This is a genomic window from Streptomyces sp. NPDC002577, assembly GCF_053594815.1.
The window spans coordinates 41,087-62,790 of record NZ_JBSFWK010000014.1 but is presented as its reverse complement, the minus strand read 5'-3'; the positions used below and the strand labels follow the sequence as shown (position 1 = coordinate 62,790).

General features: G+C 71.2%; 21 protein-coding genes. 16 read left to right on the top strand and 5 right to left on the bottom strand.

Translation table 11 applies throughout. The features are described 5' to 3' along the window. The first annotated feature begins 6 nt into the window (after positions 1–6). Positions 7–381 (top strand): ArsR/SmtB family transcription factor, encoded by a 375-nt coding sequence (locus ACWD4J_RS20105; protein WP_451396735.1) that lies wholly within the window; start codon positions 7–9, stop codon positions 379–381. A 29-nt stretch (positions 382–410) separates the two neighbouring features. On the opposite strand, the gene ACWD4J_RS20100 is transcribed toward ACWD4J_RS20105, so the two are convergent. Next, entirely contained in the window at positions 411–2,225 is a 1,815-nt protein-coding gene (locus ACWD4J_RS20100) for a LamG-like jellyroll fold domain-containing protein (protein WP_451396734.1), read from the bottom strand. A gap of 315 nt (positions 2,226–2,540) precedes the next feature. Between ACWD4J_RS20100 and ACWD4J_RS20095 the strand changes: the two genes are divergently transcribed. Then, a complete protein-coding gene (locus tag ACWD4J_RS20095) occupies positions 2,541–4,199 on the top strand; it encodes a PHP domain-containing protein (RefSeq protein ID WP_451396733.1) in 1,659 nt (552 codons plus the stop codon). 78 nt (positions 4,200–4,277) lie between these two features. Here the strand turns inward: ACWD4J_RS20095 and ACWD4J_RS20090 are convergent, their stop codons facing one another. Next, positions 4,278–4,949, bottom strand: coding sequence for an MmyB family transcriptional regulator (locus ACWD4J_RS20090; protein ID WP_451396732.1), 672 nt, complete (start codon positions 4,947–4,949; stop codon positions 4,278–4,280). Positions 4,950–5,187: 238 nt separating this feature from the next. On the opposite strand from ACWD4J_RS20090, the gene ACWD4J_RS20085 reads away from it, so the two are divergent. From ACWD4J_RS20085 to ACWD4J_RS20070, 4 genes are all read left to right on the top strand, one after another. Further along, complete coding sequence (locus ACWD4J_RS20085; protein WP_451396731.1) at positions 5,188–5,856, top strand: helix-turn-helix domain-containing protein; 669 nt, start codon at positions 5,188–5,190, stop codon at positions 5,854–5,856. A 32-nt stretch (positions 5,857–5,888) separates the two neighbouring features. Beyond that, positions 5,889–6,419 carry a toxin-antitoxin system, toxin component gene (locus ACWD4J_RS20080; protein WP_451396830.1) on the top strand — a complete coding sequence of 177 codons (531 nt, stop codon included), beginning with the start codon at positions 5,889–5,891 and terminating at the stop codon, positions 6,417–6,419. A 4-nt stretch (positions 6,420–6,423) separates the two neighbouring features. Continuing rightward, complete coding sequence (locus ACWD4J_RS20075) at positions 6,424–7,638, top strand: MAB_1171c family putative transporter (protein ID WP_451396730.1); 1,215 nt, start codon at positions 6,424–6,426, stop codon at positions 7,636–7,638. A gap of 266 nt (positions 7,639–7,904) precedes the next feature. Continuing rightward, entirely contained in the window at positions 7,905–9,356 is a 1,452-nt protein-coding gene (locus ACWD4J_RS20070; protein ID WP_451396729.1) for an NAD(P)/FAD-dependent oxidoreductase, read from the top strand. Positions 9,357–9,369: 13 nt separating this feature from the next. Here ACWD4J_RS20070 and ACWD4J_RS20065 read toward each other — a convergent pair whose 3' ends face one another. Beyond that, positions 9,370–10,368, bottom strand: a complete 999-nt coding sequence (locus ACWD4J_RS20065; protein WP_451396829.1) for an alpha/beta fold hydrolase — start codon at positions 10,366–10,368, stop codon at positions 9,370–9,372. Positions 10,369–10,737: 369 nt separating this feature from the next. Here ACWD4J_RS20065 and ACWD4J_RS20060 point away from each other — a divergent pair, with 369 nt between their 5' ends. Next, positions 10,738–10,977, top strand: a complete 240-nt coding sequence (locus tag ACWD4J_RS20060; RefSeq protein WP_451396828.1) for a hypothetical protein — start codon at positions 10,738–10,740, stop codon at positions 10,975–10,977. A gap of 49 nt (positions 10,978–11,026) precedes the next feature. Here the strand turns inward: ACWD4J_RS20060 and ACWD4J_RS20055 are convergent, their stop codons facing one another. After that, entirely contained in the window at positions 11,027–11,950 is a 924-nt protein-coding gene (locus tag ACWD4J_RS20055) for an Lrp/AsnC family transcriptional regulator (RefSeq protein WP_451396728.1), read from the bottom strand. Between the two features lie 264 nt (positions 11,951–12,214). Between ACWD4J_RS20055 and ACWD4J_RS20050 the strand changes: the two genes are divergently transcribed. From ACWD4J_RS20050 to ACWD4J_RS20010, 9 genes are all read left to right on the top strand, one after another. Continuing rightward, positions 12,215–13,354: an extracellular solute-binding protein gene (locus tag ACWD4J_RS20050; protein ID WP_451396727.1), complete on the top strand. Its 1,140-nt coding sequence runs from the start codon at positions 12,215–12,217 to the stop codon at positions 13,352–13,354. Further along, the gene (locus tag ACWD4J_RS20045; RefSeq protein ID WP_451396726.1) at positions 13,351–14,247 is read left to right on the top strand and encodes an ABC transporter permease; all 897 of its coding nucleotides are present in this window, start codon (positions 13,351–13,353) and stop codon (positions 14,245–14,247) included. Before ACWD4J_RS20050 ends, ACWD4J_RS20045 begins: the two co-directional genes overlap by 4 nt. Next, positions 14,244–15,095: an ABC transporter permease gene (locus ACWD4J_RS20040; protein ID WP_451396725.1), complete on the top strand. Its 852-nt coding sequence runs from the start codon at positions 14,244–14,246 to the stop codon at positions 15,093–15,095. The genes ACWD4J_RS20045 and ACWD4J_RS20040 overlap by 4 nt, the downstream gene beginning before the upstream one ends. Next, complete coding sequence (locus tag ACWD4J_RS20035) at positions 15,092–16,183, top strand: ABC transporter ATP-binding protein (RefSeq protein WP_451396724.1); 1,092 nt, start codon at positions 15,092–15,094, stop codon at positions 16,181–16,183. Before ACWD4J_RS20040 ends, ACWD4J_RS20035 begins: the two co-directional genes overlap by 4 nt. Next, on the top strand, positions 16,180–17,040 hold the full coding sequence (locus ACWD4J_RS20030) for a sugar phosphate isomerase/epimerase family protein (protein WP_451396723.1): 861 nt from the start codon (positions 16,180–16,182) through the stop codon (positions 17,038–17,040). The genes ACWD4J_RS20035 and ACWD4J_RS20030 overlap by 4 nt, the downstream gene beginning before the upstream one ends. Next, positions 17,037–18,209: an aromatic ring-hydroxylating oxygenase subunit alpha gene (locus tag ACWD4J_RS20025; protein ID WP_451396722.1), complete on the top strand. Its 1,173-nt coding sequence runs from the start codon at positions 17,037–17,039 to the stop codon at positions 18,207–18,209. Before ACWD4J_RS20030 ends, ACWD4J_RS20025 begins: the two co-directional genes overlap by 4 nt. Position 18,210: 1 nt before the next feature. Beyond that, complete coding sequence (locus ACWD4J_RS20020; protein WP_451396721.1) at positions 18,211–18,966, top strand: class II aldolase/adducin family protein; 756 nt, start codon at positions 18,211–18,213, stop codon at positions 18,964–18,966. Positions 18,967–18,973: 7 nt separating this feature from the next. Further along, positions 18,974–20,005: an isopenicillin N synthase family dioxygenase gene (locus ACWD4J_RS20015; protein WP_451396720.1), complete on the top strand. Its 1,032-nt coding sequence runs from the start codon at positions 18,974–18,976 to the stop codon at positions 20,003–20,005. Between the two features lie 96 nt (positions 20,006–20,101). Next, positions 20,102–20,737: a helix-turn-helix domain-containing protein gene (locus ACWD4J_RS20010; RefSeq protein WP_451396719.1), complete on the top strand. Its 636-nt coding sequence runs from the start codon at positions 20,102–20,104 to the stop codon at positions 20,735–20,737. Between the two features lie 47 nt (positions 20,738–20,784). Here ACWD4J_RS20010 and ACWD4J_RS20005 read toward each other — a convergent pair whose 3' ends face one another. Next, positions 20,785–21,666: an IclR family transcriptional regulator gene (locus tag ACWD4J_RS20005; protein WP_451396718.1), complete on the bottom strand. Its 882-nt coding sequence runs from the start codon at positions 21,664–21,666 to the stop codon at positions 20,785–20,787. Positions 21,667–21,704 lie beyond the last annotated feature (38 nt).

The window sequence follows — 21,704 nt, the reverse complement described above, 5'->3', positions numbered from 1 at the left end:
GGCTCCATGACAGCCACCGAGGACCGTCCCGCACCTGCACATCACGCGCAGGTGCGCATGCAGGCGCACCCCAGCGGCGCGGCCCAGTTCGCCGCCGCTGCGAACGTCTTCGGCCTGCTCTCCGACCCGACCCGGCTGCACCTCGTGTGGACGCTCGCCCAGGGTGAGGCGGACGTCAACACGCTCACGGCGGCCAGCGGAGCCGCCCGCCCCGCCGTCAGCCAGCACCTGGCGAAGCTGCGGCTCGCCGGTCTCGTGCTCGTACGCAAGGAGGGGCGGCGCTCGGTCTACGCGCTGCACGACGGGCATCTGCGGCGGTTCGTCACCGAGGCGCTCAACCACGCCGACCACCTGGTGACGGGCGCACCGCCGCACGACTGAGCGCCGCACCTCCGGGGCCTGGTGCCGCCCTACGCGTTCATGAACTCCCCTACGGACAGCGCATGATCGACGACCCGGACGTCCCCGACCCAGGCGTTGAGCAGCTGGTCGAGGACGCCCGCGTACTGGTAACCGCCCAGCAGCCAGGGCAGACCCCGCGTGGCGAGACCCGTGGACACCGCCGTGGGGTTGCGCACCACCGGGCAGCCCTCGATGTACATCGTGGTGTGCCGCCCGTCGTTGACGAGCGCCACGTGCTGCCACTGCCCGAGCGGTGTCTCGTGGCCCCAGTTGGTGAGGGCGTCGCCGCCGGCGGGCGGGTAGACCGCCCACTGCGCCTCACGGTTGTTGGAGAGCGAGAGCGTGGCCGGGGGTTCGTCGGAGCCCTCGGCCGCGCCTGCCCTGCCGAGGATCCCGGACCAGGCGTCGCGTGAGGCGTCCCAGTCGGCCGGGAGCCGGAAGAACGTCTCGATCGTGTAGCCGCGCGGGAAGGTGGCCCCGTTCAGCGGAGCGTCGTCGGCCGTACGCAGGTAACCGCCCCGCAGCGGCGGCTTGCCGCCGTCCAGGCGGAGGCTGCCGTGGGCGGGCTGGTCGGGGTGGTGCGCGCCCGACCAGGTGAGGGCTCCCGAGGGGGTACCGGGGACGCGTACGGCGGTGAGGTCGTTGCCGTTCCCGGACAGATCGCGGACCTGGGTGCCGTCGGAGAGAGCCGCCCCGTCCTCGCCCGTGTCGAAGCGCCAGTACGCGACCGTGCCCGGCACCAGCAGGGCGGAGGCGGGACGGGCGGCGCGCGCGGGCACCGGGGCGAAGCCCGAGAAGCGCTGCTCGAAGTCGATCGCGAGGGAGAACCGGTCGTCGGGGCCGGTGAGTTCGATCTCCTCGCGCTCGAGCTCGTTCAGGTCGTCGGCGGCCTTGCTCAGCAGCCAGGGCGAGAGGGTCTCGACGTCGATCGTGCCGCGGGCGAGGTCGAAGTGGTACAGGCGGATCATCGCGGAGCCGCCGTAGTAGCGGTTCTGGTAGTTGGTGAGGTGCAGGTGGACCTCGCGTCCGGCGGCGTTCTTGCGGACCGTACGGGCCGCGGGCCAGTCGTGGCCGTTGAGCGTCAGGAAGATCTGGTCGTGGGACTCGATGAGCCTGTCCCACAGTTCCTGGCCGTGTGCGGTGATGTCGCCGTCACCGTCCACGAGCTGGTGGGTGGTGAGGATGACGGGCGTCCTGGGGTGGTCGGCGAGGACCTTCTTCGCCCAGTCGTACGCCCCGGCCGACGGCCGCCAGTCCAGCGCGAGGACCAGCCACTCGCGTCCGGCGGCCCGGAACACGTGGTACGTGTTGTAGCCGTCGGGCGTCGCACCGCGGAACGTGGGCGACGAACCGAAGCGGCGCGGACCGAACGTGTCGAGGTACGGGGTGTCGCCGCGCTGGTCGTCGGTGCCGGAGTCGATGTCGTGGTTGCCGGCCAGCACGCTGTAGCCGACGCGCCGGTCGTCCAGTAGCTCGAACGCCTTGCCGATCGCGGCGAATTCCTCCGGGCGCCCGTTCTGTGTGAGGTCGCCCAGGTGGGAGAGGAACACGATGTTCTCTTCACGGCCGCGCTGGAGCAGGTAGCGCAGCGAGGCCTCGACGGGAGCGGCCTGGATGCTCGGACCGTCGAAGAGGTACTGCGTGTCGGGCATGACGGCGAACGTGAATCTGGTGCTGTCCGCGTCGGGAGCCCATCTCTCCGCGGCCGCCTGGGCGGGTGCGGCGGCCACCGCGGTGGCGGCACCCGCGAGCGCCGTGGCGGAGAGGAACGTACGACGGTTGAACCCCGGGCGCGGACCCGGTCCCTGGTGCTCTCGGCACATGGCCGACTCCGATCTGCCGTTCGGGGGTGGCGGAGTGCGCGTACGGGTCCCGGCCGGGGCCCGCGACACGGCGTCCGCCCGCGCTGTGTCAAGCAGAGAGGTACGCGGGGCCGTTGTCGCACAGGCTTACGGGCGGGAACAAGAAGGTGTCGGAAGTCCGAAGCGGAACCGGCGCCGCCGCGGCGGTCCGCCGCCGCACCGCGGCCGCCCCTGGCCCCGCCACCGCGCCCTGAATGTTCACCTCCGCTTCGCCGGGCCGCTCCGGGTCACCCGTTACCGTGCGCGGCATCCCGCCTCGTCGAAGGAGATTCCGCCATGTCCAGACCCCTGCCCGTATGGGCCGACCCGCGGGTGTCCGCGGACTCGCTCGACGCCCAGGGCCTCAGCCGGCGCGGGCTGCTGCGCCGGGCAGGGCTGTTCGGCGCCGCGTTCGCGGTCGGCGGGGCGCTGCCCGCGGGGCAGGCGTACGCCGCCACCGGCGGCAACGACCCGGAACTGGCGTACCTGGTGGGCGACCACCACAACCACTCGGTCTACAGCCACGACGCGAAGTACACGTTCTCGCAGATCGCCGCCGCCGCTGCCGAGTACGGCCTGGACTGGATGGTGTTCACCGAGCACAGCAACTTCGGGCACGCGAAGTACGGCGCACAGCTGGAGCACGAGCAGATCCTCCAGGCCCGCGCCGACAACCCCCGGCAGCTGATCTTCCAGGGCCTTGAGTGGTACATCCCCGGCGCCGAGCACTGCACCGTCTTCACCCCGCCCGGCCCGAACGAGGTCGACGTACTGACCCGGTTCGAGACGGCGTACGACGGCAAGCTGCTCGGCTACACCGCGGGCGCGCCGGACGATCCGAACACGGCTCGCAACGAGGCGCATGCGGTGGCGGCCCTCAAGTGGCTCGACGAACAGCGCCGCACCGGCTACGTCGACGACGTCCTCGTCCTCGCCAACCACCCGCTGCGGCTGGGCATCGACTCCCCGCACGAGATGCGCAATTGGCGCGACGCCGCGCCCGGCATCATGATCGGCATGGAGGGCGCGCCCGGCGCCCAGGGCGCGGCGCTGCCCGGCTGGCGGGGCGCGAACAGCATCCGCGGCGAGTACGAGAACGCTCCCTCGGCCAACTCCTGGGCCGGCTACCCGCGGGACGCCTACCTCACCTACGGCGGCTTCGACTGGGCGACGGCGACGGTCGGCGGCCTGTGGGACGCGATGCTCGCCGAGGGCAGGCTGTTCACGATCACCTCCAACTCGGACGTGCACCGGGTCGTGTTCGACACCTGGAAGAACGGCGACTGGGCACCCGGACAGAACTTCGACAACACCGGCCGCCTCCCGGACCCGGTGAACACCACCGAGCCGCAGCCCGGTTCCGACTTCTGGCCGGGCCAGTTCAGCCGGACGCACGTGGGCGTGACCCGCTACGGCTACCGCAGCGTGATGGCCGGGCTGCGGGCCGGCCGGGTCTGGGTCGACCACGGCCATCTCCTCGACGGCATCGACGTACGCGTGCAGGGTGCGGACGGCCGGGGCCGGGGAGCCACGCTGGGCGGTCGGCTGCACGTACGGCGCGGTGAGAACCTCACCCTCTCGGTCACCGTGACGACGGCGTCCCGCCGCAATCCGTACGGCATCCTGCCCGAGCTCGCGCAGGTCGACGTGGTGCGGGGAGCGGTGACCGGCCCTGTCGCCGACCGCGACGAGTGGCGGGCTCCCGACACCAGGGTGACCCACACCTGGGACGTGTCGGGGCGCACCGGCACGTACACCCTCACGCTGCCGGTCGGCACCGCCGACGGGTCCTTCTACCTGCGGCTGCGCGGCAGCGACGGCAACCGCAACGGCACCGGCTACCTGGGCGCCGCGATCGACCCGCACGGGCCGGTGGTGCACGAGCCGGGCAACGGCAATCCGTGGCTGGACACGTGGTTCTACACGAATCCGGTCTTCGTGGATGTGGAGGGCTGACCGGACCGGACCGGCGGGCATGGCTCACGCGACGGGGCGCGGACCGGGCGCGGCGCCCCGTTGACGCCAGGCGTGCGACTACGCCTCGGCCACCGGCACCGCCCGCAGATGCCCACCGCTCCCCCCGGCCCGCCGCCCCCCGTGCGTCCGCGCGCGGGGGACGCGGCGTGGCTCCCGCAGCACCAGCGTCATACGCGAATAGCCCAGGTTCTCAAGGGTCCTGGGCGTCTCGCGGACGATGCGGCAGTCGGTGCGGCCCCAGCGCGGGTCGGGGTGCCACAGCGGTCGTACCGCGCCGTCGTGGTGCACGGCCTCCTCGCCGGCCTGGCGGATCCAGCGCGGCAGTCCCTGCCGGAACGCGGCGTCCATGATGGGGTCCTGTGCGATGTCCTGGCGGATGGACTGCAGGCCGCCGTCCTGGCCGTGGCGTTCGACGGCGGCGGCGAAGTCGGCCAGCATCGGCAGGCACCAGCGCGACTCGTGTTCGGCGAGCACCGCGGCGGCGTCCGGGTGGAACAGCACGAACCGGAGGAAGTTGTCGCGCGGCATGGCCGTGGGATGCGGGCGGACGCCGCCGAACAGCGCGTCGAAGGCGGAGTTGGCGAGGACGACGTCCCACCGGTGGTCGAAGACGACGGAGGGGAAGGGGACGGCTTCGAGCAGCACCGCGTAGTCCTGCAGATACGCCCGTGCTTCGAGGCTCGCTGGTTCGGGCTCGGGTGGCCGCAGCCCTCCGGCGTGATGTGGCATCGGGAGGCACCCCTCTTGCGAATGCGGCCTTCAGGGCCTTCACGCCGCGTGGCGATCCTGCTACGCAGGCACAACCGTGTCAACTATCGTGGCATTTGGCGCCTGTTGACGACTGATTCCCGCCACAGTTGTGGCGATGCCTGGCTGCGGAACGTCCGAACCGCTAGCCTCCGGGCAGCTCATGAGTGTCGCGATTCTGTGCGCGACCTGTGCTGGAAGAGATGCAGGAGACCGATCGGTGACGGAAGACCTCCCCGTTGCGGACGGCGCGGACACCGCTCCGTTGCGGGCCGTCGCCGGCCGCGTCTCAGCCCTGGCCGACCGGCTCGGCGTGCCGCACTGCGAGGTCTTCGACGTCCAGCGGCTCTCCGCGGCGTCGGGTGTCCCGGACGACGTGGTGAAGCTGCTGCTGAGCGGTCAGCCGGCCGGCGAGCCGGATCTTCAGGCGCGCTTTCTGCAGCGCCTCGACCTGTTGCGCCGTACTCGGCTGAAAGTCAACGGACGCCGGTACACCCAGCAGGAGATCGCCGACGGCGCGGGCATGTCGCGCCAGCAGGCGGGGGCCCTCATCAACGGCGGCCGGCGCCCCACGATGGAGCACTGCGACGCCATCCAGCGGTTCTTCAAGGTCCACGCGGGTTTCCTCACGGCCGAGGACCCCGAGGCGCTCGCCGGCGCCCTGCAGCGCACCGAGCAGGAGCTGCTCCAGCAGCTCGCCGACCGTGACCGGGCATCGGCCGCCGCGTCCGCCGCCGTGGAGGACGACCCGCTGGAGCAGTTGCTGCAGGACCACGGGGTGCGCGGTATCGCCTGGCGCGCCGCGCAGCTGCCGACCGACGAGCACCGGGACAAGGTGGCCGAGTGGCTCGACATGCTCCTGGAGAACGTCAGGCGGCCCGAGTCGTGATCCGGGGGACATCGGTGGGCATGGGAAAAGAAATGCGCAGGCTGTGCGCCGAACTGGTCGCGGGGATCAGTCTGCCCGCGCCGGTGGAGCCCGCCGAGCTGTACGTCGCGCTGTGCAACGGCATGAGCAGACGCCGAGGCCGCCCGGTCCGGCACCGCACGGCCGCCTTCCCGCCCGGGACGGCCAGCGGGCTGTGGCTCGACATGGCGGACCAGGATCTCGTCGTCATCGAGGAACGCACCGCCCCCGACCACCAGTTGGTGATCCTGGGCCACGAGCTGTGGCACATGAACGCCGGACACTGCGGCCACCATGTCGAGGGCGCCGCCGTCGCCGCGCGGCTGCTGTCGGACGACGCCGATCTGCAGGCGACCGTACTGAAGGTGGCGGCCCGTACGCGGTTCGACCTGGCCGACGAGAAGGCGGCCGAGGGCTTCGGGCTGCTGCTCGCCAGCAAGTGCCGTTCGTGGCTGGCCGGTTCGACGCTGCGCGGACCGGTACGGCACGAGGGACTGGCCGGCCGGATCGAGACGTCGCTCGGCTTCCGCGGGCCGCAGGGCTGAGGACGTGGACGGTTCCGACTACTACATACCGGCCGTGGCCCTGGGCGTCGCGCTCGCCTCCAAGGCGCCCGCACTGGTGCGCGCCTGGCGCGACCCGCTGCTGCGGTCCGTCTGTGCGCTGCTCGCCCTCGGTGCGGCGGTTTTCTTCTTCGCGGCCCCGCCGACGATCGCCACGGTGAACCGCATCACCGGGATCACGAACGTCTCAGGACCGCTCGTCTACTGCCTGCTGAGCGCCTTCAGCGCCTCCTGTCTCGTCCTGATGGTCAACTGGCGGGGCGGGCCGCCCGAGGTCACGCGGCGTGTCTCCCGTCGGTGGATCGCCGGGTACGGCGTGGTGATCGTGGTGCTCGCGGTGCTGTTCGTGCTGGGCGACGCCCCCGTCGAGCGGCTGCGCGACCTGGACACCTACTACGCGAACACGCCGTACATGCGCGAAATGATCGTGCTCTACCTCGCGGCACTCACCGTCGCGGGTGTCACGATGTCCGTGCTGTGCTGGCGCTGGTCGCTGAAGGTGCACGGCTGGCTGAGGGCCGGACTGTTGGTCATCGTGTTCGGCTATCTGTTCAACCTGGCCTATCTGGTGGCCAAGTTCGCCGCCGTGTTCGCCCGGTGGGCCGGCCACGACTGGGACGATCTCAGCACCTATGCGGCTCCGCTGCTGGCCTCGGTCGGCGCCGAGATCAGCGCGATCGGGTTCTGCCTGCCGCTGGTCTGCCAGCGGCTCGCGAACAGCTGGAGCACCTGGGACACGTACCGGCGCCTGGGACCGCTCTGGCGGGAACTGCGCCCCGCCATGCCGCAGCACGACGCCCGGGCCCTGCGCCTGACCTGGTGGCCCTCGGTCGAACTGCTGGTCACCCAGCGGGAGTCGGACATCCACGACGGCATGCTGAGCCTGTATCCGTACTTCGACGCCGACATGCGCGCGAGCGCCTACGCCGCGGCCGTGGCGAGGGGGTCCGAACCGGAGCAGGCGCACGCCGTGGCCGACGCGGCGATGGTGACCGCGGCACTCCGGGCCCGCGCCGCCGATCCGGACGGCAGGGTCATCAGTTCGGCGAAGGCGACCGCATCCGCCTCCGCCTCCGTCCGGGTCTCGGGCAGGGCCGAGGGGCCGCGTGATCTGGTGCGGATGTCCATCGCGTTGCGTCAGTCACCCGTCGTCGCGGCAGCCCGAGGGCACGCCGCCAGGCCAGAGAGCGAGCTCCGATGACCGAATCCGACGGCACCGACGACAGCCGGCCGGATCCCGATGGGACGGGGCGCCCGGGGGGCGATGACTCGGATGGCGGTTGCGGCGGTCTGGACGGCGGTTTCCGGGGGCACGATGGCGGTGCGCAGGAACCCGATGGGCATGTCCCGGAGCCGAATCCCGGATCCCCGGCATCGGTTCACGGTTCCCGGGAGCCCCGCAGCAGCCGCTGGAGTGCGGCGGTCGGCGGGGCGGCAGCAGCCCGCAAGGGCAAGGCGGCCCGGGGCGTGACAGCGGTCCGCCGGGGTGTGGCGGCGGGCCCGGGTGCGGCGACCCGCCATGCCGTGGTCATCGGCGGTGGCATGGCGGGCATGCAGGCCGCCGCCGCCCTGTGCCGGTACGCCGACGTCACCGTCGTGGAGCGCGACGCGCTTCCGGACGGCCCGGAACCGCGCAGAGGACTTCCGCAGGCGCGCCACGTCCATGTGCTGTGGTCCGGCGGGGCCCGGGCGATGGAGGACCTGCTGCCCGGCATCACCCGGCGCTGGCTCGCGGCCGGCGCGCGCCGCGTCCCGCTGCCGACGGGCCTGGTCTCCATGCAGGCTCAGGGCTGGATCCGCCGCTGGCCCGAGATGCAGTTCATGATCGCCTGCAGCCGCGATCTGCTGGACTGGGTGGTACGCGAGAGGGTCACCGCGCACCCCCGGGTCACCGTGCTCCCGCGCACCGAGCTGGTATCCCTGGTGGGCAGCGCGGCCCGTGTCACGGGCGTACGGGTCCGTACCACCGAGGGCGAGAACGTCCGTACCACCGAGGGCGAGGCCACCGGCGAGCGCCTCCTGCACGCGGACCTTGTCGTGGACGCCTCGGGTCGCGGCTCTCGCGCCCCCGCCTGGCTCCACGCGCTCGGCGTCCCGGAAGCTCCCCGCGATGAGGTCGACTCGGGCCTGGCCTACGCGAGCAGGCTGTTCCGCGCGCCGGCCGGAACCGAGGACTTCCCGGTGGTCAATGTGCAGGCGGACGCGCGGGAACCCCGGCCGGGGCAGACCACGACCATCGTCCCCATCGAGGGCGGACGGTGGCTGGTGACCCTGTCCGGCACCAGGGGCGGCCAGCCCACGGCCGACCCCGACCGGTTCGAGACGTTCGCGCGCGGGGTCCGGCATCCCGTCGTGGGGGAACTGATCGCCCACGCTGAGCCGTTGTCGGACGTGGCGGTCACACGCAGCACCGTCAACCGGAGGAACTTCTTCGAGAAGGTCACCGCCTGGCCGGAGGGTTTCGTCGTGCTCGGCGACGCGGTCGCCACGTACAACCCCGTTTACGGCCACGGGATGTCGGTCTCCGCGCAGAGCGCCGTGGCGTTGCGCGACAACGTCGCCGCCCACGGCCTCACCGCGCCGGGCCTCGCCCGCCGCGTCCAGCACGCCGTGTCCCGCCCGGTCTCCGTCGCCTGGGATCTGGCCACCGGTCAGGACATCCTCTACCCCGGAGCAACCGGCAAGCAGCCCGGCTCCGCGGCACGGCTCCTGCGCGGCTACGTGGACCGCCTGCTCTTCGGGGCAACGGGCCGCCCCCGTCTCACGAAGGCCTTCCTCGACGTGATCACTCTCTCGGCGCCGCTCACCGAACTGGTGAAGCCAGAGGTGATCACAGCCACCGTGCGCGGGCCGGTCCGCACCCCTTTGACGGGCCCGCCGCTGACGGAGCGCGAAAGGAGGGCGGTGCCGGCGGAGTGAGCCGACCGCGACGTCACGTCGCGCTACGCTCGCTGGCCTCCCGCAATTCCCGCTCCCCGGCCTGCGGAAGGCCGGATGCGACCGGTCCCCCGCCGGGCGGCAGCCCGTCCTTCAGCAGCTCACGCCACCGCTCCCGGCTCCAGTCCGCCGGCCGCGTCGTGGCCATGAAGTCCTCGACGAGCGAGAGGAACCGCACGGGATCGGCGTGGAACGGAAAGTGCCCCGCTCCCTCGAAGATCTCCAGTCGGCTGCCCGGCATCGCGGCATGCGCCCCGTACGCATGCCGCACCGGCACCACGCCGTCCCGTGACCCCCACATGAGCATCGTGGGCATCCCCTCCGTCAGATAGCAGCGGTCGAGCATGGTCACGACCTGACCGCGCCAGTCGACGACGGCTCGCAGCGTACGGATGAACGCGCTGCGCGACGTGGCGTCGGGCAGCGCGTCGACGAGTGTGAACAACTCCGGGGCGTCCTGCCCGAGATCGGTGTCGAGCAGCCGCATGGCACGGGCGAAAAGCCCCGCTTGCAGCCGCATACCGGGCAGCCGCAGCGTCGACAGCAGCAGATCCGCGCCCGGCAGGGACACCGCTCGCAGAACGGGGTTGACCTCGCGCCCGACACCGCCCGCGCTGACCAGGATGAGCCGGTCGGTGCGCTCGGGGAACTGGTAGGCGAACTGCATCGCCACGCCGCCGCCGAGCGAGTGACCGATGAGCGTGGCCCGTTCGATCCCCAGTACACCGAGCAGGTCGCGCATGCCGTTGGCGTAGGCCGCCACCGAATAGTCCGCGCGCGGCTTGTCCGACGCGCCGTGGCCGAGGAGATCGGGGGCGATGACGGTGTGGCTCCGCGCCAGGCCGGGGATGATGTCCGCCCAGGTGGCGGAGGAGTCCCCTATGCCGTGGATGAGCAGGATCGCGGGGCCTTCGCCGGCGATCCGGTACGCGCGGCGGTAGCCGTGCACGACGCGATGGTGCAGTCGTGTCTCCTCGACGTCCACGGAGCGCAGCCGCCCCGTGCGCCGCTGCGGGCCCCGGCCTGGTTCGCCGAACACGGGCTCGCCTCCGTTCCTTGCAAGTCCCCGAAAAGGTGGTTCCGTTCGGCGGACGGTGGTCGGGCCGCCCGCCTGCCTAGAGCGTAGATCCCTTACCGCACACGGGATTTCCGTGAGGTTTCACCGTGGATACGGCACTTTCACCGCGGATGAGGCGCTGCCGTCCGCGGGGCTCTTCCCCAGGATTGTCAGTGGTGCAAGGCAAGCTGGGCCGTGACAGAGAGCTGTGCGCCGCTTCGTTTCGTCACCGCCACGGGCTGCGGTACGTCGCCTCGGCGGCGCAGGGCCGAAAGCGACGCCATCCGGGGAGAGCCGACCATGCAGATGTCCACCGCTGTCCTGACCGGTCATGAACGCACCGCGGTCCAGGCGTATCTCCGCCTGCTGCACACCGTCCGGGCCACGCTCGACACCTCTGCGAGCACACCACGGCCGGTGATCGTCCCGGAATCCGCTCTCGCCGAGGCCGACCGGGCCCTGTCACTGGCCGGACTCGCGGGCAACGAGGAGGCGTTCTTCGCGCTGGTCCGCGGCTGGTGCTCCGAGGGCTCCGGAGACGGCTGACGCGGCGTCACCCGAGCGCACCCGCCACGTGTACACGCCACCTTGCGGTTCAAGCCGACGCGGCTTCCGCCGGATCCGCTGAGGCGTAGTCCTCCTTCAACAGCCTCAAGTGGGTCCACGACTCCACGGACCGCACGCCCGGAACGGCCCGCAGGGTCTCCAGGAAGCTCAGTTCGCCGTCGGCCGACGGACTCGCGGCGGTACCGATGGCGTCGCAGCGCCCGATGCTGCTGGCGAGGTACTCGACCTCACGCAGATCCCTCACAGCAGCGAGCGCCTTGTCCGCCAGCCGTCCGTCGAGCGTGAGCTGAAAGCCGCTCATGCGGGTGGCACCGAGCGCGTCCGGCTGGACCAGCGCACCGATGTGCACGGCACCGGATTCGAGGAGCCGCAGGACCCGGGTGCGCGTGGCGCTCGTGGACAGGCCGACGGCGGCGCCGAGTTCGGCGAACGGCGTACGCCCGTCACGCTGCAGGCGCTCCAGCAGGGCCCGGTCGGTGTCGTCGATGGCGGTCGGCTGGTACGGCCCCGGCGGGAAGTGGGCGTGCTGGAGGATCTCGGTGTAGACGGCGGTATGGGCCTCGCGGACGCCGGGCAGCGCGGCGATCCGGCGTACCGCGTCGGCGAGTGCGTCATGATCGGCGCTGCGCAGTTCGGCGACGAGCGGGAAGCGGCCGGCGACCGCCGAGACGTAGACGGCGTCGCGCATGGCGCAGACCTGCCCGGCGACGGGGAGCACCGGGCCGTCGACGGCTACCGCGACATGGGCGTACGCGGCGAGGCCGAAGACGGAAGGGTGCACAACGCCGGCGATGCTGAGGACCTGGGCGTCGAGCAGCCGCTGCAGCCGGGCACGGGCGGCCGGGCGGGAGAGCCCGAGCGCCAGCGAGAGCGCCTCATACGTGGCCCGGCCGTCCCGGCGGACCTCTGCCAGCAGCGCCTGGTCGGTGTGGTCGAGCTCGATCTGCGCCATTCGGTCCGTCCTCACCTCGTAGGGACCCGCGCCCCTGTCGCCTCCGTACTCCGGGCGCCTGCCGGTCGGGGACGGGTCTACATCTTTCCGGCACTCATGTTTCGCACACGTAAGGATCTGCGGCTGAATTATTTCACCACCGCAACTTCGGAAGTTCATCTCCTACTGTGCTTACGCATCGGCTGCAGAACTCGCCCCTGAGAGCCAATCCGGATCACGAGGCGAGGCAGTCGGCCCCTGGAGCGAACGTCCGTCGGAGGCCTCATGTCACGCCCGCCCGTCCCCTTCTCACGGCGCCAGATCATCTCCCGGGCCTTCTGGGCAGCGGGCGGTGCGCTGGCGGCGCCCACGCTCCTCACCGCCTGCGGCGGCTCGGAGAGCGATGCCGGCAGCAGCAAGTCCGGCTCGAAGTACGCCCCCGCGGACGTCGACGCCGAGTGGCCCCGGATCAGATCGCGCCAGGTCGTCGTCTCCGGCTTCGGCGGCGAGACATACGAGATACGGCAGAAGGAGTGCTTCGACCCGTACTCCGAGGTCTCGGGGGCGCGCGTGGTCCAGGCGGCCTGGGACTACGGCAAGTTCCTGTCCATGCTGAAGAGTTCGAGCCCCGAGTGGGACCTGATCGACTTCGACGGGTACTCCGTCGCCGGTCTGGTCGCCTCCGGGAAGGCGCCGGGCAAGCTGGCCGACTGGGTGCGCCGCTGCGATCTGGTGCCGAAGGCCTACCAGGACTACTGCGCGGGCGGCTACGCCTGGAGCCAGGTCATGGGCTGGTCGACCAAGCTCGACGCCACACCGACGAGCTGGGCCGACTTCTTCGACACCAAGAAGTTCCCGGGCAAGCGCGCCTTCCCCAAGTCCCTCTACATGGGCGTCTTCGAACTGGCGCTGCTCGGGGACGGCGTCCCCAAGGACAAGATCTATCCCCTCGACTTCGGCCGCGCGATCGCGAAGCTGAACGAGCTCAAGCCGCACATGGTCTTCTACGACACCTACGCACAGGGCCAGCAGTACATGGCCCAGGGCAGCACGTCGATGATCGCCACCTCCAGCGCCCGCATGATCCAGCTGAAGAACGACGGCAAGCCGGTGGACTTCACGTTCCAGGATGCGATGCTCTACCCCTGGAGTTCGTTCACGATGCCGCAGAAGCCGCAGCACGCGGACGCCGCGAACGCCCTGCTCGACTACATGTCGACACCCGAGCAGCAGGCCCTGATGTCGAAGAAGATCTATCTCGGCCCGGTCGTCTCCAAGGCCCTCGATCTGCTCACCGACACCGAGCTCGCGCTCACCCCGAGCGCCCCGGACAACGTGGCGAAGCAGCTCAGCGTCGATGTCGACTACCTCGGCAAGACGGACGCCGAGTATGTGGAGAAGTTCACGAACTGGGTGGGCGCATGACAGCCGTACTCGACAAACCGCCCCGGCCGTCCGCGTCCGCGGGCACCGCACGCCCACGCGCGCGCGGTGCAGGGAGCAGCGGTGCCCGATGGCTCTTCGTGCCGCCGCTCGCCCTGCTCCTGCTCGGGCTCGCCGGCCCGCTGGTCGCCGTGGTCGTCGCGGGCAGCGCGGACCACGGCCCCGCCGGGATGTTCACGGAGCCCTTCCGCAGCGCCCTGTTCCTGCGCGCGGCCTGGCGAACACTCTGGATGGCCGCGCTCGTGACACTGTGCACGGGCGTTCTCGGTGTGCTGTACGCGCTCGCGCTGGGCCTGGCGCGCAGGACGCTGAGCCATGTCCTGTTCGCTGCGCTCTTCCTGACGTTCTGGATCTCGCTGCTCGTCAGGACGTACGGCTGGGTGCTGATGCTGCAGCCGCAGGGCGTACTGGACGAACTGGCGAAGATGCTCGGGCTGTCGGAGGACGGGCTGGGGCTTTACCAGACCCTGCCAGGCCTGATCCCGGCGATGGTGCACATCATGCTGCCGTACATGGTGCTGCCCGTGTACGCGGGTCTGCGCTCCCTGGATCCCGCACAGTTGCGGGCCGCGCGCAGTCTGGGCGCGGGCGAGTGGCTGGTCCTGCGCACGGTGGTGCTGCCCGCGCTGCGTCCGGGGGCGGCGGCCGGGGCGGTCATCGTCTTCGTGATGTCGCTGGGCTTCTATGTGACGCCCGCCTTCCTCGGCGGGCCCGGCAGCCAGGTGACGGCGACCGTCATCGGCACGGAGTTCGGCCGGATGCAGAGCCTCGGCGGGGCGGCCGCGATGGGTGTGGTGCTGCTGGTGACGACGTTGGGGCTGTATGTCGTGGCCGACCGGTTCCTCAAGATCAGCGAGCAGTGGGAGCGGGTGTGACGGACGACGAACTGCGCACCGCGTTCCGCCGCCTGTCGCCATGGGTGAACGCGGCCGGAGCACTCATCGCGCTCTTCCTGATCGCCCCGCTGCTGGCGATCCTCCCGATCGCGTTCAGTGCGGACCGCTATCTGACCTTTCCGCCCTCCGGACTCTCGACGCGCTGGCTGACGGAGGTGTTCACCAGCTCCGACTGGCAGGCGGCGTTCACGCAGTCGCTCTCCACGGCAGGGACTGCGACCGCGACCGCCGTGGTGGCGGGCACAAGCGCCGCGCTCGCACTGCCCCGTATGCGCCGCGGTGCGCGACTGCTGCGGACCGCCATGCTGGCCCCCATGGTCGTACCCCCGCTGGTGCTGGCCCTCGGTCTGTATCTGGCGATCGACGACCTGGGCGGCAGTGCGGGCATCCGCACCCTGATTCTGGGCCAGGCCACGCTCGCGGCGCCGCTGGTCTGCCTGTCCGTGTCGGCGGGGCTCGCCAAGGTCGATCCGGCGCTCTCACGCGCCGCCCGGAGCCTGGGCCACGGCTGGCCCTCGGTGTTGCTGCGGGTCGAACTGCCCCTGGTGGCACGGAGCATCGCCGGCTCCGCGGTGCTCTCCTTCGGGCTCTGCTTCGACGAGTCCGTCCTGTCGTACTACCTGAGCCCGCCGGGCGAGGAGACCCTGCCCACGCTCCTGTGGCTGGAGGCGGGCCAGCAGGCCTCGCCCGCCATCGCCGCCGTCAGCACGCTGGTGATGGGCATGGCCGTGGCACTGCTCGGCCTCATGGTGCTGCTGACCGGTACGCGGAGCACGAGGAATACGAAGAGTGCACGGCTGACGAGGAGTTCGAGGAGGATGTCATGAGCGTGTCCGTCGAGATCGACGCCCTGAACGTGCACCTGGGGGGCGCCCCGATCCTGCGCGACGTCACCCTCACCGTGCCCGCCGGTTCGTTCGTCACGCTGCTCGGCCCCAGCGGCAGCGGCAAGACCACCACACTGAACGTACTGGCCGGGTTCACCGAGCCCACCTCGGGCAGCGTGCTGCTCGGCGGCCGCCCGCTGACCGGCGTACCGCCCGAGAAGCGAGACATCGGTGTGATGTTCCAGAACTACGCGCTGTTCCCGCACCGGACCGTGGCGCAGAACGTCGAATTCCCGCTGCTCGCCCGCAAGATGCCCAAGGAGCAGCGGCGCGAGCGGGTGGCGCGGGCACTGGAGCTGGTGCGCCTGCCCGAGGTGGGCGGGCGCCGGGTGCAGTCGCTCAGCGGCGGCCAGCAGCAGCGCATCGCGCTCGCCCGCGCACTGGTGTACGAGCCGGCGCTGCTGCTCCTCGACGAGCCGCTGGCCGCGCTCGACAAGCAGCTGCGGGAGGCCATGCAGTACGAACTCGGGCGCATCCAGCGCGAGACCGGCACCACGACCGTGGCGGTCACGCACGACCAGACGGAGGCGCTGTCCATGTCCGACCTGGTCGCCATCATGAACGGCGGCCGCATCGAGCAGATCGGCACGCCGGAGGAGGTCTACCACCGTCCCGCGACGCCGTTCGTCGCGCAGTTCCTGGGCGAGGCCAATCTGCTGCCCGTCTGCGGCGGTCGCGTCGAGGCGCTCGCGCTGCCCGTGGAGGGCGCGTCCGACGGCTCCACGGTGGTCCGGCCGGAGGACCTGGCGCTCACCGCTGATCCCGACGTGACGGGCGCGGTGCCGGCGACCGTGGACGGCGTGGTCTTCCAGGGTCCGCGCAGCCGAGTCACGGTGACGGTGGCCGGGTGTGCGCAGCCGCTGGTGGTGACGGTTCCGGCCGGTGCGGAAGTGCCCGGTGCGGGGGACGTGGTCGGCGTGCGGTACTGCGGGGGCGGTGCGCGCACCCTCATCGAGCCGCCAGCGCCCACCAGCCCGTCGAATTCGCCGAACGAGCCGGTCTCAGCAGCTCCCGGAGCGTCCCTGTGACCCAGACGCTGTCCGTCTTCCAGTCGCTGTGGGCCATGGAGGGCCTGCCCTGGCGCGGCGCGCGGCCCTGGACACTCGCCGAGCGCATCGAGCGGATCGAACAGGCCGGTTTCGCGGGTGTCGGCCTCGACCTGTACGCACGCGAGGCACCGGGCACGGCGGAGGTGGCGCCCCTGCTGCGCGCGGCGGGACTGCGATCCCTCGTCACCGCGTTCGTCAACGACCGCACCCCGCTGACCGCGAGCCTGGAGTACGCGGCCGAGGTGGGCGCCGAACTCGTGGTGGTCTGCGGTCAGGTGTTCCCCGACGACCCGGCCGAGGCCGCCGAGCTCGTACGCGGCTGGCGCAAGGAGACGGAGACGGCGGGTTTCGCCTTCCACCTGGAGACGCACCGCTACACGCTCACGAACGATCTCGCCTTCACCCACCGCCTCGTAGAGGAACTCCCGGACGTGGGTCTCTCCCTCGACCTGTCGCACTACGTCGTCGGCAACGAACTGCCCGACACGTCCGACCCGCGCGTGGACGGCATGATCGACCGCCTTCTGCACCAGGGCGCGTCGCTGCAGGGCCGGGTCGCCAACCGCGAACAGGTGCAGATCCCGCTTGAGTTCGCGCAGCACGCCGTGCAGGTGCAGCGGTTCCGCGGCTGGTGGCTGCAGGCCATGCGCTCCTGGCGCACTCGCGCGGGAGACGCCGCCGACCTGATCTTCCTCTGCGAGCTCGGCACCACCCCGTACGCGATCACCGGCGCGGACGGCGAGGAGCTGTCCGACCGCTGGCACGAGGCGCTGCTGCTGAAGACGTGGGCGGAGGAGCTGTTCGCGGCATCGGCTTCGGCCGGGGAGGCTCCGTGAGCGCACGAGCACGCGAGGCGTCGGGCCCCCTCGACGGGCGGCCCGTGGGCAGCAGCATCCTCCCCGCCTCTGCCTACACCGACCGGGACGTCTTCGACGCCGAAGGGCGGCTGATCTTCGAAAGCCGGTGGGTATGGGCGGGCTTCACGCACTGGGTGGCCGAACCGGGCAGCTCCCACCCGGTCAGCGTGGCGGGCCGCCCCCTCCTGCTGGTCCGTGACCGCGAAGGCACCCTGAGGGTCTTCCACAACATCTGCCGGCACCGCGGCGTCGTGCTGTCCGAACAGCCGAGCACCCGGGGGCGGCTGCGCTGCCCGTACCACTTCTGGACGTTCAACCTGGACGGTTCCCTGTGCGGAACGCCGTACTGGGACCGTACGAAGGGGTCGGGCCCCGACCCCGAGGTGCGCGAACGGCTCGGGCTGCTGCCCGTCCCGCACACCGAGTGGGCCGGCCTGATCTTCGTACACCTCGGCTGCGAAACCGCCGAAACGGCGGAGGAGTTGCTGGCACCGCTCGTCGAGCGCTGGGCTCCGTACGACCTCGCGGCGCTGCACCTCGCCGAGGAGCGGCGCTACGACATCGACGCCAACTGGAAGCTGGTCGTGGAGAACTTCCTCGACTTCTACCATCTGCCGTTCGTCCATCCCCAGGTCGGACCGGCGGCGACGCTCCTCGACATCGAGGACCAGGTGCTGTCGAAGGCTGTCATCGGCGGCTACTACCCGCGGGGCGCGAGCGCCAAGGCGTCCGGGCAGACCGCGGCGGGTGGCTCGGGCGAGTCGCCGCTGCCGCTGCTCGGCGACATCCCGGACGACTTGCGGGACCGGCAGGACATCTTCTGCGTCTTCCCGAACGCCATGCTGTTCATCGAGCCGGACTTCTACCAGGTCATCGCCCTGGAGCCGGTGGCACCCGACCGGACCGTGGAGCACATGGCGGTGTTCGTGGCCGCGGCTGCCGCCGACGCGGCGTACGACACGGCGCGCAAGAACCTCTGCGACGTGCTCTTCGAGGTCAACGACCAGGACATGCCCGTGCTGCGCTCGCTCCAGCACGGCCGCCACTCCCCCGCAGCTGACCGCAACCACCTCGTCCCGCACTGGGACCAGATCACCGCCCGCTTCCAGCATCTGATCGCGGACGCCATGACGAAAGAGGAGCACTGACATGGACGCCGAGCGGGAAGCCGAGGAGCGTGGGCTGCGCCGCCAACTGGCCGCCGTCTACCGCCTGGTGGCCCACTTCCGTATGACCGACCTGATCTTCACGCACATCTCGCTGCGGCTGCCGGGTCCGGAGCACCACTTCCTGATCAACCCGTACGGCCTGCTCTTCGAGGAGATCACCGCCTCGTCCCTGGTGAAGATCGGCCTCGACGGCCGGCCCGTCGAGGAGACCCCGTACCGGGTGAACCCGGCGGGGTTCGTCATCCACAGCGCGATCCATGCCGCGCGCCCCGACGCCCGGTGCGTCCTGCACACCCACACCAAGGCGGGATGCGCGGTGGCCGCGCAGGCCGGCGGGCTGCTGCCGGTCAGCCAGACGGCGATGGAGTTCTACGACCGGGTCGCCTACCACGACTACGAGGGCGTGGCTCTCAACCTCGCCGAACAGAAGCGTCTGGCGGACGACCTGGGCGACCGGCCGGTGATGATCCTGCGCAACCACGGCCTGCTGACCGTCGGCACCACCGCCGCCCAGGCGTTCCTGCGCATGTATTACCTGGACAAGGCGTGCGAGATCCAGACGACCGCGCAGTCGGGCGGGCCGCTGGTCATGCCGCCGCCGGACGTGTGCGAGTACACCGCGCGGCAGCTGGCCGGGGACGACGTCGCCGACTTCGCCGACGACGACGCGTACGACCTGGCCTGGGCAGCTCTGCTGCGCCTGCTCGACCGTGTCGCGCCGGACTACAAGGACTGACTGACCCATGACACCGTTCAAGGACTTCACCGGACTGCCCGTCGTCGACGCGTCCGGGTTGCTGCACGGCGGACCCGAGGCACAGCGCGAGGTCGCCGAACAGCTCGGCCGCGCCGCTCGCGAGGTCGGGTTCATGTACCTCACGGGGCACGGCGTCGCACCGGAACTCTTCGACGGTCTCCTCGACGCCGCCCGCCGCTTCTTCGTCCTCCCCCACGAGGAGAAGATGCGCAGCTGGATCGGCCGCTCCCGCAACCACCGCGGCTATGTCCCGGAAGGCGAGGAGGTGTTCGCGCAGGGCACCGCCGACCGCAAGGAGGTCTTCGGGCTTGCCTTGGACCTGCCGCTCGACGATCCGGACGTCCGGGCGGGCACTCCGCTTCTCGGCCCCAACGTGTGGCCGGACCTCGACGGCTTCCGCGAGGCCACGACGGCGTACTACGAAGCGGCCCTGGCCTTCGGGCAGCTGCTGTTCCGGGCCTTCGCGGTGGCGCTGGGCGAGGAGCCGGACACCTTCAGCCGGTACGCGACGAAGGCGCCGAGCGGGCTGCGGCTGATCCACTATCCGTACGACGAGACGGCCGTGGACCGGCCGGGCATCGGCGCGCACACGGACTACGAGTGCTTCACGCTGCTGCGGCCGACCGGACCGGGTCTCGAGGTGTTCAACGGTGCGGGCGACTGGATCGACGTGCCACCCCTCGGGGACGCGTTCATCGTCAACATCGGGGACATGCTGGAGCTGTGGACCAACGGTGAGTTCGTCTCCACCACCCACCGGGTGCGGCGGGTCAGCGAGGAGCGCTACTCCTTCCCGCTCTTCTTCAACGTCGACTACCACACGCGTGTCGAGCCGCTGCCGCGCTTCGTCACGCCGGACCGCCCGGCCCGTACGGGGCTGGTGGCCGGGGAGCACCTGTGGTCCCAAGTCCTCCAGATATACGGCTACCTGAAGGACCGCAGGGCGGCAGGCGAGCTGACGCTGCCCGAGAGCGCTCTGGCTCTGTCCTCGGGATTCGGGCGCGAGTTGGGTGACTGAGCCGGTGCGGTCCGCGCTTCCGCTCCGGTGGCCCCTCGCGTGCCGCGGAGCGGAACTCGATCTTCGTCGCACAGTGCGCTGGCCTAGAGTGGTGCCGTGTCATCCGGAAACGCCGTGGTCGCACGCAACGTGCGCATCCTCAGAGAGCAGCGGGGCCTGTCGCTGGCCGAGCTGGCCCGTCAGGCCGGCCTGGCCAAGCAGACGCTGTCGAAGCTGGAGCTGGGCACCGGAAACCCCACTGTCGACACGCTGTACTCCATCGCCGGCGCCCTCGGCGTTCCGGTGACGCGGCTGGTCGCCGATCGCGAGCAGGTCATGACGGTGCAGCGCGGCGACACCGTGGCCTGGCACGAGCACGCCGGATACGAGAGCCGCTCCCTGGACCACATCTACGGCTCCGGTGTGATCGAGAACTACCTGCTGCGCATCGGTTCCGGCCCCCGCGGCGAGGCGGGCGGCCGGTCCGAGCCGCATCCCGTGGGCACGCTGGAGCATCTCTACGTGATCAGCGGTCGCGTACGGGTGGGTCCGGTGGACAGCCCGGTCGAACTCTCCGCCGGTGACTTCGTCCGCTACCCCGGCGACCGGCCGCACCTCTACGAGTCCCTGGGCGGGGAGAGCCTCATGCACATCGTGGTCAGTGTGCCGCGCGTGCAGCCCGGCACCGGAGGGAACGGCGTCCCGGGCACCCACGGCAGTGAGCGGCACGCCGAGGAGCGCGCGGAGCACTGAGGGCGGGGCGCTGAGGACGGACCGCCCCCGGTTCGCCCTGCCGAGGGTCAGTGGGCCAGCGGCCGCTCGGACCAGCGGGCCTTGTCCTGCCGGCCCTGGTTCACCGCCTGCGCGTTCCGGGCCCTGCTCGGCCCCTGCGCAGCGGCCAGGGCCCGGGACGCTTCGTAGGCGACCCGGCGGAGCGCCGGTGCCAGGCGGTGCGCATCGAAGCGCTTCGCGGCGCCCGCGACCGACAGCGCGGCCACCGGACGCCCGGCGGGTCCCATGACGGGCACCGCGACGCAGGCCAGACCGCGTACCGCCTCCTCGCGGTCGTAGGCGATCCCGTCCCGCCTGACACGGGCGAGCTCCGCGCGCAGCAGCTCGGGGTCGGTGATGGTGTGGTCCGTGTGGGCCGTCAGCCCCTGCGCGATGGTCAGCTCCGCCGCGTCGTGGTCGAACGCGAGCAGCGCCTTGCCGACGCCCGTGCAGGAGGCCGGCATCCGCGCGCCGATCCTCGAGGGGCTCTGTGTCGGGCGGTGTCCCTGGATTTTGTTGACGTACACGATGTCGGTGTCGTGGAGGACCGCCAGATGCACGGTTTCGTGCGTCAGCTCGTACAGGTCCGCGAGGTAGGGCAGCAGTCGTTCGCGCAGTTCGAGGGTCGTGGGGCCGTAGACGCGCGTGCCGATGTCGAAGAGCCGGGAGCCCAGCCGGTAGTTGCTGCCCACGCGCTCGACCACGTCATTGCGCTGGAGGATGCCGAGCAGCCGGAACGCCGTGGACTTGGTCAGCTGCGTGCGCCGGGCCAGCTCGCTGACGCCGATTCCGTCGTCGTACTCGGCCATCGATGTCAGCAGGGTGAGGGCCTTGTCCACGGCTGTCTGCTGGTCCGGTTCGCCCTCCATGGGGCGTTCGGCGAGCTGCGCGGTGGTGGTGTGGTCAAGCATGTGCGGCCTCCGGTGCGGCAGATCCGACCATTTCAGTG

Coding starts and splice junctions, on each gene's coding strand:
- ACWD4J_RS20050 (WP_451396727.1), top strand. CDS start 12,215: ATGTCACGCCCGCCCGTCCCCTTCTCACGGCGCCAGATCATCTCCCGG.
- ACWD4J_RS20045 (WP_451396726.1), top strand. CDS start 13,351: ATGACAGCCGTACTCGACAAACCGCCCCGGCCGTCCGCGTCCGCGGGC.
- ACWD4J_RS20015 (WP_451396720.1), top strand. CDS start 18,974: ATGACACCGTTCAAGGACTTCACCGGACTGCCCGTCGTCGACGCGTCC.
- ACWD4J_RS20005 (WP_451396718.1), bottom strand. CDS start 21,666: ATGCTTGACCACACCACCACCGCGCAGCTCGCCGAACGCCCCATGGAG.
- ACWD4J_RS20060 (WP_451396828.1), top strand. CDS start 10,738: ATGTCCACCGCTGTCCTGACCGGTCATGAACGCACCGCGGTCCAGGCG.
- ACWD4J_RS20055 (WP_451396728.1), bottom strand. CDS start 11,950: ATGGCGCAGATCGAGCTCGACCACACCGACCAGGCGCTGCTGGCAGAG.
- ACWD4J_RS20095 (WP_451396733.1), top strand. CDS start 2,541: ATGTCCAGACCCCTGCCCGTATGGGCCGACCCGCGGGTGTCCGCGGAC.
- ACWD4J_RS20105 (WP_451396735.1), top strand. CDS start 7: ATGACAGCCACCGAGGACCGTCCCGCACCTGCACATCACGCGCAGGTG.
- ACWD4J_RS20090 (WP_451396732.1), bottom strand. CDS start 4,949: ATGCCACATCACGCCGGAGGGCTGCGGCCACCCGAGCCCGAACCAGCG.
- ACWD4J_RS20080 (WP_451396830.1), top strand. CDS start 5,889: ATGCGCAGGCTGTGCGCCGAACTGGTCGCGGGGATCAGTCTGCCCGCG.
- ACWD4J_RS20020 (WP_451396721.1), top strand. CDS start 18,211: ATGGACGCCGAGCGGGAAGCCGAGGAGCGTGGGCTGCGCCGCCAACTG.
- ACWD4J_RS20100 (WP_451396734.1), bottom strand. CDS start 2,225: ATGTGCCGAGAGCACCAGGGACCGGGTCCGCGCCCGGGGTTCAACCGT.
- ACWD4J_RS20035 (WP_451396724.1), top strand. CDS start 15,092: ATGAGCGTGTCCGTCGAGATCGACGCCCTGAACGTGCACCTGGGGGGC.